This is a genomic window from uncultured Phascolarctobacterium sp. (assembly GCF_934190775.1).
Classification (GTDB): domain Bacteria; phylum Bacillota; class Negativicutes; order Acidaminococcales; family Acidaminococcaceae; genus Phascolarctobacterium_A.
The window spans coordinates 83539-97795 of sequence record NZ_CAKPTG010000003.1 but is presented as its reverse complement, the minus strand read 5'-3'; the positions used below and the strand labels follow the sequence as shown (position 1 = coordinate 97795).

8 protein-coding genes and 7 tRNA genes are annotated in these 14257 nt (G+C 42.4%); 2 read left to right on the top strand and 13 right to left on the bottom strand.

Going from position 1 to position 14257, the window contains the following annotated elements; translation table 11 throughout:
- Positions 1-63: 63 nt before the first annotated feature.
- From Q0G26_RS02485 to Q0G26_RS02425, 13 genes are all read right to left on the bottom strand, one after another.
- Positions 64-4395, bottom strand: a complete 4332-nt coding sequence (locus tag Q0G26_RS02485) for a hypothetical protein (protein WP_293828274.1) — start codon at positions 4393-4395, stop codon at positions 64-66.
- An 886-nt stretch (positions 4396-5281) separates the two neighbouring features.
- Entirely contained in the window at positions 5282-5821 is a 540-nt protein-coding gene (locus Q0G26_RS02480) for a transposase (RefSeq protein WP_293828273.1), read from the bottom strand.
- Between the two features lie 101 nt (positions 5822-5922).
- Positions 5923-6011: transfer RNA gene (locus tag Q0G26_RS02475), tRNA-Leu, on the bottom strand.
- Between the two features lie 36 nt (positions 6012-6047).
- Positions 6048-6121 (bottom strand) — tRNA-Cys (locus Q0G26_RS02470).
- 8 nt (positions 6122-6129) lie between these two features.
- Positions 6130-6204: transfer RNA gene (locus Q0G26_RS02465), tRNA-Gly, on the bottom strand.
- Positions 6205-6208: 4 nt separating this feature from the next.
- A tRNA-Phe gene (locus Q0G26_RS02460) sits at positions 6209-6284 on the bottom strand.
- A gap of 5 nt (positions 6285-6289) precedes the next feature.
- A tRNA-Asp gene (locus Q0G26_RS02455) sits at positions 6290-6366 on the bottom strand.
- A gap of 53 nt (positions 6367-6419) precedes the next feature.
- Complete coding sequence (locus Q0G26_RS02450; protein WP_293828272.1) at positions 6420-7112, bottom strand: hypothetical protein; 693 nt, start codon at positions 7110-7112, stop codon at positions 6420-6422.
- Between the two features lies 1 nt (position 7113).
- Positions 7114-8004 carry an amidohydrolase family protein gene (locus tag Q0G26_RS02445; protein WP_293828270.1) on the bottom strand — a complete coding sequence of 297 codons (891 nt, stop codon included), beginning with the start codon at positions 8002-8004 and terminating at the stop codon, positions 7114-7116.
- A gap of 33 nt (positions 8005-8037) precedes the next feature.
- Positions 8038-9348 (bottom strand): nucleobase:cation symporter-2 family protein, encoded by a 1311-nt coding sequence (locus Q0G26_RS02440; RefSeq protein WP_293828268.1) that lies wholly within the window; start codon positions 9346-9348, stop codon positions 8038-8040.
- Positions 9348-9935, bottom strand: coding sequence for a xanthine phosphoribosyltransferase (locus tag Q0G26_RS02435; protein ID WP_210684181.1), 588 nt, complete (start codon positions 9933-9935; stop codon positions 9348-9350). Before Q0G26_RS02435 ends, Q0G26_RS02440 begins: the two co-directional genes overlap by 1 nt.
- A gap of 142 nt (positions 9936-10077) precedes the next feature.
- Entirely contained in the window at positions 10078-12531 is a 2454-nt protein-coding gene (locus Q0G26_RS02430) for an SMC family ATPase (protein ID WP_293828253.1), read from the bottom strand.
- Positions 12528-13694 carry an exonuclease SbcCD subunit D gene (locus tag Q0G26_RS02425; protein WP_293828251.1) on the bottom strand — a complete coding sequence of 389 codons (1167 nt, stop codon included), beginning with the start codon at positions 13692-13694 and terminating at the stop codon, positions 12528-12530. The genes Q0G26_RS02430 and Q0G26_RS02425 overlap by 4 nt, the downstream gene beginning before the upstream one ends.
- Before the next feature lie 231 nt (positions 13695-13925).
- Between Q0G26_RS02425 and Q0G26_RS02420 the strand changes: the two genes are divergently transcribed.
- Together Q0G26_RS02420 and Q0G26_RS02415 are read left to right on the top strand one after the other, a co-directional pair.
- Positions 13926-13999, top strand: a tRNA-Gln gene (locus Q0G26_RS02420).
- Between the two features lie 3 nt (positions 14000-14002).
- Positions 14003-14077, top strand: a tRNA-Glu gene (locus Q0G26_RS02415).
- Positions 14078-14257 lie beyond the last annotated feature (180 nt).

The window sequence follows — 14257 nt, the reverse complement described above, 5'->3', positions numbered from 1 at the left end:
AGAATGGTTTTGTTTTTTAATGGGGTGTTAATTTCTAAAATTTGTGTTTACTCCTTCCAAATTTCAAACATTATATCTTCTATTTGATTGGTATAAATGACCCTCTGGATGCCCCGACTCATATGCATATAGCCCAACCCATTCACAGAAAGTAGTCTCTTTTTCCTGAATGTCTTTTGCACCACGAGCAATCCATATAAGTCTCAATCCCTTTTGTCTTAAGTATTCTTCTAGCAACTCTTTTCTAACAACAAGTCCGACCTTTTGATTTGTAAGAGTTGTATCAAATGCAGCTAATTTACCATTTTGATCAAAAAAATAACCGTCATATTCCAACTGCTTCAATCCCATAGTCCGAAGAAAATCTATACTTGGCATTTCAATATTAATTGAATCTTCTTTAGAGGCATCATATTCTTCTTCCCACAACAAGCGCATAGAAGCAGACATGATATTATCTATAGTCTCTATGATTTCTTCCTCTTCGGTAAACTCTTGCACTTGAATTTCTGGTTCTAGATTTTCATCTATATCATTTTCTTCCGTTGATGATTCTCCGCTATATTTTCTTAAAAGCCGTTCTATTACTTGACTGTCAAATAACGGGATTTCTCTTTTTTGGGTTACAGTTCTTGTTTCACCTATTCTAACACGTATCTTGTGATTGCACCAGTCTTCAAGGCTATTCATTCCTTTACTCCAAGGATATTCTCGATTATACAAAGCATAGGAGTTTGGATTATCATTTAAATCGCTCGTTATAAAATCAATGTTTCTGTCCGCAATAGATGACAACTTATTTTTATTATCTTCTGTTATAAAATACGCATATACAAGATTCCATTCTGATATTTTTAGTTGAGCATTATTCTGATGTTCTATTTGCGAATATCGTTGCAAAACTACCCATGCCTGATCTTGCGTGTCCTTTGGGCATAGTTGTTCTATTTGATTTGCAAAAAAATCATCTAGCGATGTAACCCAATCACGCTGTTGTTCTTTCGAATCCAATACTTGACTTTGAAGTTCTTCCTGTGCATTATTCATGCCATCTTTATAATTCTCGAATTCGGGAGCATTCGGCAGCAACATAAAACAATTATTCAAAGTTGGATCGAAATCTCTAACGTAGGGCTCCCAAGCACCTTGATATTGAATCATCCTAGGTTCTGAATTAAAGCGGTCTTTCAAATCAAAATGATCAGATACTCTAGCTAACACATTATAAAATGTAATCCACTGATATTTTTTCCCAATTCGTTCGACCTTGATCACATTATGTCTGCTATAATTGCCATTTAAATGTGCATCATAATCCTCTAGATATTCATTATCACCATACCCTAACTCATTCAATATATAATCCATAGAATAATTGAAAATATTTACTTGATCCGTATCAAAATCTGAGAGGGCTGCCTGGTAGACATACCGGCCAAAATCTCCATACATTCCCATTCCTTCAAAGAGCATAGAATATAAGATCCTTTTTACGCCAGTTCCGACATTTTCAATATGTTGATAATCCTTTTCAATAATTGGAATTGGTTCAGATCTATACGGTGGTACGATAGTATCATAATTAATTTCTAAGTCATTCAGTGAAAACTCATAAATGAATCTATCAATGATCAATCTTGCATAATCTCTCAACAATATATCTGGATACACTTCATCTTTTGAAAAAATCGTATCAAACACATATTTACATAAGCTACGATACTCCATTTCACATTTATCGATGCGTTTGCAACAAGCACCAAATACCACTCCATATAGTCGTTGAGCAACATATGGATCATTTACCGTTTCAAATTTTTTTAAAATGGTTTCTGCCAATTCAAAATACTGCTTTAGTATTTCCACCATAGCTTTAGATGTAATATCTCTAAACCATCTGTTAGATGAGGTCAGGCACCAAGAAAATAATGTTAATACTAGTTCAACTTGTTTTTGATTTACAAAATCAAAACCTTCGCCTTTGTTTAATAATATGATGAGCTGTACAATTCTATCATCAGAGTCTTCATAAAACCCATTTATATACGTTGTCCAAATGCTATCTCTCCGTGATATCGAATATCTCATCAGCCATTCATGCAACGTATCTGCATTTAGGGAATGCGCTGTCTTGATACTATTATTAATGAACGTTGGGAAAATATCTTCTGGATACATTTCATATTGTATACAAAGTGTCAACAACTCTTCTAGGGAAAGATATACAATATTTCTCCATTGTAAAGATTTTACATATTCAGCGAATAACTCTCTTCTATCCTCCTTATTAACAACTGTTTCCAGCGTATCAATGCATTCCTCACCGTATTTTTCTGCATAAGCTGCACAAACATTTACATAAAGTGATCGATTTTCATATTTAACTTGGCCATAATTATCTGGCTTTAATAAGTCATTTATTAAGTAGTTTTTCAATTCATCTTTCGTTTTGTATTTTGCCACAGCGGCTTTTGCACAGAAGATATCGTTCATTTGGTCGTATGCAAAATACAGTGTTTCTCCATCGTTTCTTATGAAACTATGTAAAACGCCTTCTTGAAGCATTTTTGTAATGTACGGTCTAGAAACGATCCCGATATTTTGCCACACTGATAAACGTTCAATTTCTTCTTTCAGAAATGTTTTCTTACTTGAAGCTAATACATGTTCCGATATTGCACCAACCACGTTTTGAAGAATTTCTTCTTCTAAATCATATCCTTTAACTTCAAGCACTTGCATGATTTTCTTGTTGATTTTAAGATTCTGCTGATTCAACAAGCGCATATACAGAACTGGCAATTCAGCATTATCTCCAACATAAGTCTGACAATACAATGTTAAGAATAGCGGATTTGTAATATCCTGCGACAATATTTGCTCTGGTGTAAAAGGTATTTTATAGTAATTCAAAAATTCTCGGACAGATTCAATTGTCTTTCTTTCAAATCCACGATGTTCATATTGGATCACATTAAACCTTGTAATTAAATTCTTATCTGCAAATTTTGTTTCATATTCTGTACGATAAGAGATAATTAACTTAACATAAGAAAGCTCACTTACTTTCTGAAGTATTCTTGGAAGTGCATTTTTCCATAAATCCGGTTTCCAGCTTTCATTAATTGCATCGATCATTATGGGGACTATATAATTCTGAAGTTTACCAATATTTTCTAATATATCGAGTATTTCTTCAAACGGGACCGCAACTTCCCGCATACTATCTTCAATCTGTTTTATTATGTCTGATGTGGATGTGTAATCCCCACCAAGCAACAACAGCGCTGGCTGCTTATTGCTTATAAGTTGGTGTGATTTACTAGCCAGTAAGTGTGATTTGCCAATTCCAGCTCTTCCTCTTAGAAACAATATGTTTTTTCTCAAGAGGGAAATCTCCTCTTTATTCATAAAGAGAGAATCAGCAAAATCAATCAAATCCATACATATATTTCGACTTGTGACTAGGTTACCTATTTTACCATATCTTTTCTTGTTCTCTTCAGTTGTTGTATTCTTGACTTGACGCAATACATCCAATTCTTTATTTGATTCAACAACAACACTATTAAGTCTTATAAGATCATCTTGCACCGCATTATGTACTCTATCATTCCATGAAATGGCGTCTTCAATACTAATACCATCCACACTGGCAATATCTGACAGAATTTTAATCAATTTATTTAGATAATCCTTGTGTTGCTGATAAGTATAATCTTGAACTTTTTCTTTTGCCGTTTCAAGCATTTTTTCTTTTCTGCTATTTAGAATTTGACATCCGGCATTATCACGAAGGAAAAGCGAAATTATGTCTTCTGCCTCTGTAGATACATTCAAATTCGCATTAAAGCGATCTCCCAACTCAAGTTCTGCTATTTCCTGATGTTTTTCGAACCATTCTTCAGTTAACGCATGACTTTCAAAATAGTATAATGCTAATTTAGCGTATTTAACACGAAGCAAATCTAAAATTGTCTCATTTGTAATCGGTATCAGATTAATACCAGCTTTATTGAGATTCTTCTCTATCCTCTTATAACTTTCTGACGATGTCGTCAATGATTTATTACTATATAAATATACAGTCTCAATTTTCCCAGTATAATATTTTATGATTTTATTTGTTGATTGTTCAATTTGACTATAATCCGCCTGATTATAAAAATATTTTGCCTGAAATCCCACGTTTTGTTTCAAACGCTCTGAATACACGGGTGTTGTTTCGATACCTGGATGATTTGGATCACTATGCAAATAAACAGGACTAGAATTATCCGAAAGAAATTCTTCCCAAAACAACTGACGGCACAAATCCTCAAATCTCAAATTTACACTTTGGGAATCATTACAGCATATAATAAATTGATCCCACGTAATTCTCTCTGCTGACAAATTTGCTCCTCCTTCAAAAATCTTAACCATTACTAATAACCAATATGATGGTGTGCCAGAGATTCGAACCCTGATCACTCCTTCATAAATACACTAGTCCATGCTGATGTACTTATGAAGGAGAACACTCTACCATTGAGGTAACTGTATATAATATACTAAAAGTACCTAAAAAAAGCATCAAAATTCCCTAATATCAGCAAGGAAATTCCCTGAAAAACGCGTAAGATCTTGCCATACCATACCAAATAATTTATCCTTTATTTGTCAGCTACTACGAATAAAGGAGGAAAGGTAGATGCTCAAAATGTCCCAAGTTAATTATATCAGAGATTTATATAATCGTGGATGCCGAATTTCAGAAATTACTCGTGAAACTGGTATAGATCTCAAAACTATTCGCAAATACATCTCTAAGGACGATTTTTCAGAGAAACCACCGATTAAAACAACTCTCCAATCTATTTTGGATGAACATAAGCAGACGATAGATGCTTGGCTTGAAGAGGATAAGAAGGCATTCAGATGTAAACCGTACCCTTTGTCAAGGACATTTTGAATTAGTGTAGTGCCTATTTTTTAAACATCTACACAAAAGCAAATCCCTTAGTTCAAGACATGCCTTTATTATGCTACCCATAAAGTAGACACAGAACATTATCTATATCCGTATTAACTGCCATACCAATTGGTGTGGTATTTTCCTTATTTATTTTTTGAATTTATATCAACTGCTCTTTTGCCGGTACTGTCAATAGTTTTGCGCAAATTTCTTCAGACATCCTAGCAGAAGTTTAGTTATATAAGTTTAGCGGTTAGTGCACTTCACCGTTAAATATCAACTAGCTTCTGCTTTAGATACCTTTGCTTATTAAGTTAGCTGTTTTTAAGATATTTTTGCTTCACAATACAGTTCTTCGGCAAGCATATCTGTTAGATGTTTCATGTTCAAGTAACGTTTTTTGCCCCAATCATTGCTGGCTATATAACGCAATCTTGCACATACAAGCATCAATGCTGATTCACCATCAGGAAACGTGCCAATCACTCTTGTGCGACGCTTTATTTCTCTGTTTACACGTTCAATAACGTTATTGGTACGTATACGCAGCCAATGCTCTGACGGAAAATCCATATAGGTTAAGGTTTCCTCTAAACCATTTTCTAGTTTGTCTGCAGCCTTGTTAAGTTTCATCTCACGTAATCTGGAAATTACTGATTTTCCCTTTTCTTTAGCTGCTGCTTTATTCTCCTGAGCATGAATTGCTTTTAGCATCTTGGCAACTTCCTTGACAGTTTTACGTGGTACTACAGAGAATATATTACGGTACATATGCACCGTGCAGCGTTGGTATCTGGCATTTGGAAACACTTCACCTATGCTTTCTACCATGCCTAAATTTTTAGGAACTGCCATACTTTCCACAGTATAGCAGTTCCTGCTTTTTTACGCACAAAAAAACTGATTGACTTCTGCAAGTTCAATCAGCATTTTTATTCTATATATTGTTCCAACATAATTTATGTTGGTGCCGCGGACCGGAATCGAACCGGTACGGGTATCACTACCCGAGGGATTTTAAGTCCCTTGCGTCTGCCAGTTCCGCCACCGCGGCAGACATAACTACTTAACACCTTTTAAGAAATAAAAATGGAGGCGACACCCAGAATCGAACTGGGGATAAAGGTTTTGCAGACCTCTGCCTTACCGCTTGGCTATGTCGCCTTAAAAGGTGGAGCGGAAAACGAGATTCGAACTCGCGACCCCCTCCTTGGCAAGGAGGTGCTCTACCACTGAGCTATTTCCGCAATATGGTGCCTCAGCACAGAATCGAACTGTGGACACAAGGATTTTCAGTCCTTTGCTCTACCAACTGAGCTACCGAGGCATGATTGGCGACCCGGATGGGACTCGAACCCACGACCTCCGCCGTGACAGGGCGGCATTCTAACCAACTGAACCACCGGGCCAATCAACTACGAATTATATTATACAGGGTTGACCTCGTTTTGTCAACAGCTTTTTATACTTTTTTTAAACTTTCCAATGTGGCCATTAAATTTGCTTCCATATGCACCTGCAAAGCCTGCAGCTTATCCTCTGCCGGCACGTTGCCCAGCACGTCAAAAGCGTCTGTAGTCAAGGGCAGATGAATCTTGCGCATTTCTGCAAAAAGCTCATCGCGGAAAATGTTATAAGAAAAGTATATCTGATTGCCATGCTTGAAATCAGTGTAATCTAAGAAAATATAAGAACCATTGATATAAGGCAAAGGATTATCCGGCGTAATATACAGCTCATAATCGCCTACCTGAGATGGCAGTGTACGCCAGTAGTCCCACTTCTCAAAATGCAGTGCTTTCGCTTCGTATGGCAGCGTATGCACAGTTTTCTTGTCCATGCTGGCCAAAATATCCGGCAAACTCTTGCGCATCATATCAGCAAAATGCTCACGGTCACGACAGAAGAAACGCACATCGCGAAACGTATGCAGGCCAACAGTTTTTACCGGTACATAGTCAAAGGTTTCTTTTGTATAAGTCAGATCAAGACGACAATGCGTTGCTTCATGCACGTAGGCTGCAATATTCAAAATCTGTCCATCGATACCGGAGCCCGGCACAAGAGTATAATCTCCGATTGTTGCAGGCAGATTGCGTACAAAGTCCCAATCCTTAAGTCCTGCTTCTATTTCTTTAATGTCAGCCTGTCCCATCTCAACCTCCGCTCTTTTCCAACAGCTTACCGATTTTGCTATAGATTCTTACCGCATTGTTATAAAATACATTCTCGTGATAGCATTCAGGAACAACATGACTAATCATCCAGATGTACAGAGGAATATTCACAAGCGGCCAGTCACTGCCATACATGATTTTTTCATAATTGCCAAGATAATTCAGCCAGGTATGCAGCTGGCGCAAAAAGCCACGCTGTCTTTCGAGCAGCATCAGCGGTTTCGGATTGCCCTCCACCAGACCGGAAAGGTCGATGCAGACGTTGGCGTTCTTGCAGGCTACCTCTGCCGCATCAACAAACCAGGGACAACCACAATGCGCTATGACAAAGGTTACGTCAGGGAACGCCACTGCCGCTTCATCAACAGTCAGCGGATGTGAGTATTTCAAAAGACCGCTGGGCCAGGCAGTATCGCCTGTGTGAATTGCAACGGGCACATTATAGGCACGCGCCAGTTCAAATAGCGGCCAATGCCTTTTATCGTTGACATAGACAGCATTATAACCAGGGTAAAGCTTAATACCCAAACAATGCGGATCTTTAATGAAGCGTTCAAATTCCTGTGCCGTTTTTTCCGCATTTGCTTCGGTTATTGCCTCGCTGTTTACACCCATGCAGTAACCCATGTTCTGCGGCTGATTGTAATGCTCCTCGTCAAAGGGCGCTGCAAGGTCAATCATGCGCGGCGTGACACCGCCATATTTCGAAGACGTATAATTAGTGTTGCCCATAGCTACAGAAAAGACGATATTGTTTTCTTCGCATATCTTCTGCCAGCAGGCCGCTGTATTTTCATAGCCTGCATTAGCTGCAACCTGCACAAAACCATCAACATTGTAATAATGCATATGGGCATCAATAATCTTCATTTGTAACCCCTCTTTATTTTAAAACACGTATCGTTATTCTTCTTCCTCTTTAGGCAGAATGATATTTAACACCATAGCCACGATAAAAACTACGGCTACACAGTTTTCTGCAAAAACATTCTTAATCAAATCAGGGAAAATCTTAAAAATTGCCGGCGTCTGAGTAAAGCCGATACCGATGCTGAGTGCCAGAGAAGCAATCGTTACATTACGGGAATTGTAGCCGCAGTTAGCAATCATCTGCACGCCGCTTACTACGATAGAGCCGAACATCATCAAGGTACAACCGCCCAAAACTGCCTCCGGCAGAGATGCCAGCAGCACGCCCAGCGCCGGGAACAGACCTGCCATAATCATAATAACAGCGCCTGTCATGACTGCAAAACGATTTACAACCTTTGTCATAGCAATCAAGCCAACATTCTGGCTGAAAGAAGTGATAGGCAGGCAACCGAAAACAGAGGACAAGCTGCTTACCAGACCATCGCAGACAATGGAGCCGGAAATTTCTTTTTCCTTAACATCACGACGCAGACCGATAGCAGTCATGGCGGAGGTATCACCAATGGTTTCCGTAGCGGAAACCAGGAATATCAAAAAGAAAGCAAAAATTGCATCAGGATGGAATTCCATAGTAAAGGGCAGCAGTTGAGGAATAGCAATCAGCTTAACCTCTGCCAGCTTGCTCATGTTTACCATGCCCATAAAATAAGCAACAACATAACCGACAACTAAGCCAAACAGCACGGAAAGCTGTTTATAAAAGGATTTGGCGAAAATATTGTAGGCAATGCAGCTTACCAGCGTAATAGTACCTACAATAATATAAGGAGCATCACCAAAGTTGGGATTGCCGAAGCCGCCACCGAAGGAGTTAGCGCCTACCGCCAGCAGAGAAAAACCGATGGAGGTAACAACGGTAGCAGCAACAATCGGCGGAATCAGACGACGCCAATATTTTGCGCCCAGGCCTAAAATGCCTTCCAGCAAACCGCCAACCAGTACCGCACCCATAACGCCGCCGTAACCGTATTTAGCACCGATAACGCAGGCGATGGATACAAAGGTGAAGCTGATGCCCATAACGATAGGCAAACCGCTGCCGACACGCCAGACAGGATAAAGCTGTATCAGGGTACCGATGCCTGCTACCAGCATTGCCGACTGCACCAGCGCACCGCTCTGCTCTACCGGCATTTTTACCACACCGGCTACAATCAGAATCGGAGCGATATTCGCTACGAACATCGCCAGAATATGCTGCAGGCCAAAGGGAATCGCCTTGCTTACAGAAATTTTGCCGTCTAAGTCGTAAATCGGATCAGTATATTGCTTTTCGCTCATTATTCTTCCTCATGTCTGAACACTACTGTGTTTGTTTTGGCATCCATCTTATCAATAATAGCTAAGGAATGCAGGTTATAGCCGGCTTTGCGCAGCTTGTCGCCACCGCCCTGGAAGCCTTTTTCTACAGCAACGCCAACGCCTTCAACAGTAGCGCCGGACTGACGTACAATATCGATAAGGCCTTCCAGCGCACAGCCGTTAGCCAGGAAGTCATCAATAATCAGCACGTGGTCGTTTTTAGACAGGAATCTTTTGGAAACAACAACGTCGTTTGTTTTGCTATGGGTATAAGAATAAATTTGAGTGAAGTAAACATCCTTATCCATATTGCTGCCGCTGGATTTCTTGGCAAACACTACCGGAACACCAAAATACATTGCCGCAACGCAGGCAATACCGATACCGGAGGCTTCAATAGTCAGGATTTTAGTAATATTCCTGTCTGCAAACAAGCGCTTTAATTCTTTACCAAGCTCCGCAACAAACGGCACATCAATCTGATGATTTAAAAAGCTGTCAACCTTGAGGACGTTACCGCTTTTGATAACACCGTCATTAACAATTTTTTCTTCCAATAATTTCATCGTCAAGCCCTCCATACATTTTGTTTTTCAACTGCTGCTACGAACATGTCAGCAATCAATTTGTCTTTTAAGTATAAAGATTATTTTATCACACTGACAATCTATGGTAAAGTGATTTTCTGCTTCCGCAGAGATATTTTCCTTAGTCCACCACCAGTGCAACCTCGCTGCCCGTCCCCTGCAGGCCGCGTTTTTTTCTGACGAGAATTTTCTTGTCGATCATTTCCTGCAAATCGTGTACATGCGAAATAATACCTACAAGGCGATGGCCTTCACTGAGGCCCTGCAGCGTAGCAATAGCCTGCTGCAGACTGCTGTCATCCAGTGAGCCGAAGCCTTCGTCGACAAACATCGTATCCAGCTGAATGCCGCCGGCGCAGGACTGCACCTCATCCGCCAATCCCAGCGCCAACGCCAGCGATGCCATAAAGGATTCGCCACCGCTTAAGGTTTTGACGCTGCGCAGATTGCCGCTATAGTAATCCTTAACCTCCAAATCGAGGCCCGTTTTGCTGTTGCCAGTCTTGCTGTCCTCGTCCTGCATTTTGTCGCGGCACAGCTCGTACTGCCCGCGGCTCATGCGCAGCAGCCTGATATTGGCACGCTGCAGAATTTTATCGAAGTAGTGCATCTGCACATAGGTTTCCAGATTAACACGTTTTTTGCCGGTCAGCGTACCGTTCAGCGTTGCAGAAAGACTGTTGATGAAGCTATATTCCGCTTCACAGGCTGCCCTGCGCGCTTCGTAACCGCTGACCTCCTGCTTAATCTGACGATTCTTTTCAATCGCAGAATACAAACGCTTGCCCTGCAAATCCAGCTCACGCAGCTGCGCCAGCAGCTTTGCGTGCTCCTGCTGCAGCTCCTGCTCATTTACATCAACCAACAGCTCCTGCTGCTGAGCAAGCTGCTTGTTAAGCTCCTGCAGCTGGCCTTCGGCACCAGCAAGCTGCTGCCTCATGCTCTGCGCTGCAGCCTCCGCCTGCTTGTCAGCAGTCTTCTGCTGCTCCAGCGTTTTCGCCAGCTTATGGTATTGCTCCACCTTTTCCTGCAAAAAGCCCATCTTCAGGCGCAGATCCGTAATCTTATTGTTAACATCCTTCAGCTCTGCCTGTACTTTTTCAGCAATCAGCTTGAAATCATCACAGCCAAGCAGCTCCATGCCCTTGCCTATCAGCAAGCCTTTATCCAGCTCCAGATGTTCCTTCAACGCTTTGCCTTCACCAACAAGTCCGTCTCTTACCTTCTGAGCGGCCTCAGCCTTAGCGCGTGCCTGCTCAACATCGTTTTCGGTAGGTGCGTCCTGCGCCAGCTGCACAGGCTGCGGATGCTCGCAGGAACCACAAACCGGGCAGGGCTTGCCAGGCTTCAGCTTATCATGCGCCAGAAGGCCCGCCTGTGCGCCCAAAAATCTGTCAAAGCAAACGTCGCTGAGCTTATTGAGATGCTCATATTCCTCGCTAGCACGCTTATACTCCTGGCGCTTCTGCAGCAGTGCAACCTCCTGCCTTTGGTAACGCTGCTGCATATCCTGCAGCTGTAGCAGCTCCCTTTGACGTGCAGCCAGCTGCTGCCTTTCTGTTTGCAGCTGTGCCAGCTCCACCTCGCCCTTTTGCGCTTCGTTGACCTCTGCCTCTAATTTTTGCAGTACCTCCTGCCTTTGCACACTTGCCGCTGCTTCCTGCTCTATCTGCTGCTGCATGCGGGCAATTCGTGCTTCCGCATTTTGGATTGCCTGCAGCAGTTGTTGTTTTTTAGCCAGTGCTCCCAAGCTGTCCTGCAACGCAGACACTTCCTTGGCTGCAGCAGTCTCCGCTGCTGCTACCTGCTGCTGCTCCTTTTCATCCAACGCAATAAGCGTATCAACCAAAGCCAGCACCTCGTCCACGCAGCCCTCATAGTGACGCAGGGCCAAACTCTGCAAATGCTCCGTATACGCAGGATAAGCACAGCAAATGCCGTTCAAAGCCTGCTCGCTTCGGCGCTGCTGCTCAAGAAATTCATTGCGCTTGGCCGCAGCGTCCTGCTTCAGCTTATCCTGCAGCTGCTGGAAGAAGTATGTATGAAACAAATCGCGGAAGATTTTACTGCGCTCATCCGTATTAGTATCCAAAAATTTGCGGAACTGCCCCTGCGCAATCATCGTTATCTGCGTAAACTGCTTATGATTCAGCCCCAACAGCTCCACAATGCTCTTATCTACATCTGACATTCTTGTCACCGGTACGCGTCCATCGGGATAGTAAAGCTCAGCGCCAGCCTTCTCCTTAGTCATACCGGTGCCGCGCTTCGCCGGGCGGCGATACTCCGGGTTACGTCTTACCTTGTAGCACTTGCCATGAAAGGAAAACTCCAGCTCCACAAACGTCGGCGTATCTGCATCAGCATACTGGCTTCGCAGCATATTGGCATCACGCACACCGCCGCTCGTCTGTCCGTACAAGGCATAGGAAACAGCGTCAAAAATCACGGTTTTACCGGCACCTGTATCGCCGGTAATCAAGTACAATCCCTGCTCGCCCAGCTTGGAAAAATCTATAACGGTTTGGCCTGCATACGGACCAAACGCACTCATAACCAGCTTCAGCGGTCTCATAAGCCTTCACCTCCAAAATCTGCAAGCAGATCAGTAAGATACTGCTTCTGCTCTTCACTCAGCTCCTGATTATTCTGCAGGCGATAAAAATCACCAATAAGCTCCAACGGCGTTTTCTCCTCAAGACTTGCCGCCAGCTTCAGCTCCGCATTCGCCTGGGTACGCTTATTATCGTAATCAAGCTGCAGCAAATTCTTATAAATAGTCTGCAGACGCTGCATAGCATTAGTCACATCATTTTCGTCCGTAAGCGTCAGATAATAAAAATCCTGCAGGCATTCATTTTCATCCATGGGAAACATAACATAATTGGGCTTGGCCATTAAATGTTCAAAGGTATCCTTCAAATAGCGTACCTCGCGCAGCGGCGTCAGCGGCAGCTGCGTAACCTTCGTGCTGCCCTTGGCAGCAAGCTCCACCATCGTCACAGACTTTTGCTGCTGCCACTCGCTAAAGGAATACTTCAGCGGCGTACCGCAATAACGAATCCGCTCATCACCACCGACGTTTTGCTGATTATGGATATGCCCCAGGGCCACGTAATCAAAATCAGCAAAAACCTCCGCACCGATATTATCCAGACCGCCCACATTAACAGCCTCACTGCCAGCAGTGACAGCACCAGTGACAAACTGGTGCGCAACAAGAACATTGCGCTCCGCCTGCAGCAATGGCAGCTGCGCCACAGCATACTTCACCGCATCATGATAGCTGCTAATCTCTGCAGCAGCCTCCTCCGGTGCCCAATGCTTCACCACAGCAGGCTTCAAAAACGGCAGCAGGAAAATATTCACCTTCCCAAATTCGTCCTCCAGCACAAGCTGCTGCGGCTGTCCGTTATAGCTGCCTGCAAAATGAACGCCGCTGCTGCTCATCAGCTGCGCACCGAACGCCAAGCGCTCTGCCGAATCATGGTTGCCGCTGATGATGCATACAGGCACCTTGAGCTCCGCCAGCTGATTCAGAAAATCATCAAATAAAACGACAGCTTCTGCCGGCGGCACCGGTTTATCATAAATATCTCCGGCAAGCAGTACGCAATCAGGCTGCTTGGCGCAAATTATCTGTACAATCCGTTGTAAAATATATTTCTGGTCCTCATAAAGAGAAAACTCGTTGAGTTTTTTTCCTAAATGCAGATCTGATAAATGTAAAAGCTTCATGCTATCACCCCTAGTCACGAATATTTATTCACTGTTATATAATCATTGTATTATCTTGATTTTATCATGCTAAAGCATATGCGTCAATCTATAATTCAAACAAACGTTGCCCGTCTTCTGCCAACTTTTTTGAAAAAAATTATATTTTTTTCAAAAAAGTACTTGACCAATCCTTATCCTTCTGCTATAATCGTTATTGTTCTGATGAGCGTGCTCAAAAAGAACTGCTACTCCGGGATGGTGTAATGGTAGCACAAGTGACTCTGGATCATTCGGTCTGGGTTCGAGTCCTAGTCCCGGAGCCAAATGGCGCTATGGTCAAGCGGCTAAGACGTCGCCCTCTCAAGGCGAAATCAAGGGTTCGATTCCCTTTAGCGCTACCAGAAGTTAACGCTGATGCTTATGCATCAGCGTTTTTTATTGTATAAATGTAAAGCAAGCACAAACCGCATCTTGTTATGCGGTTTTTTTGTGCGTAGAAAGGAGAAAATCAGCTAAAAGTTTTGCGACTGAAAGGTAGCGCTCTATAACTCTGATGCTCTGTTATCAGATTTTTGTACGGA

Bases quoted from the DNA above. Each gene is read 5' to 3' on its own strand.
- Q0G26_RS02450 (WP_293828272.1), bottom strand. From the start codon at position 7,112: ATGGGACAGGCTGACATTAAAGAAATAGAAGCAGGACTTAAGGATTGG.
- Q0G26_RS02445 (WP_293828270.1), bottom strand. From the start codon at position 8,004: ATGAAGATTATTGATGCCCATATGCATTATTACAATGTTGATGGTTTT.
- Q0G26_RS02440 (WP_293828268.1), bottom strand. From the start codon at position 9,348: ATGAGCGAAAAGCAATATACTGATCCGATTTACGACTTAGACGGCAAA.
- Q0G26_RS02435 (WP_210684181.1), bottom strand. From the start codon at position 9,935: ATGAAATTATTGGAAGAAAAAATTGTTAATGACGGTGTTATCAAAAGC.
- Q0G26_RS02430 (WP_293828253.1), bottom strand. From the start codon at position 12,531: ATGAGACCGCTGAAGCTGGTTATGAGTGCGTTTGGTCCGTATGCAGGC.
- Q0G26_RS02425 (WP_293828251.1), bottom strand. From the start codon at position 13,694: ATGAAGCTTTTACATTTATCAGATCTGCATTTAGGAAAAAAACTCAAC.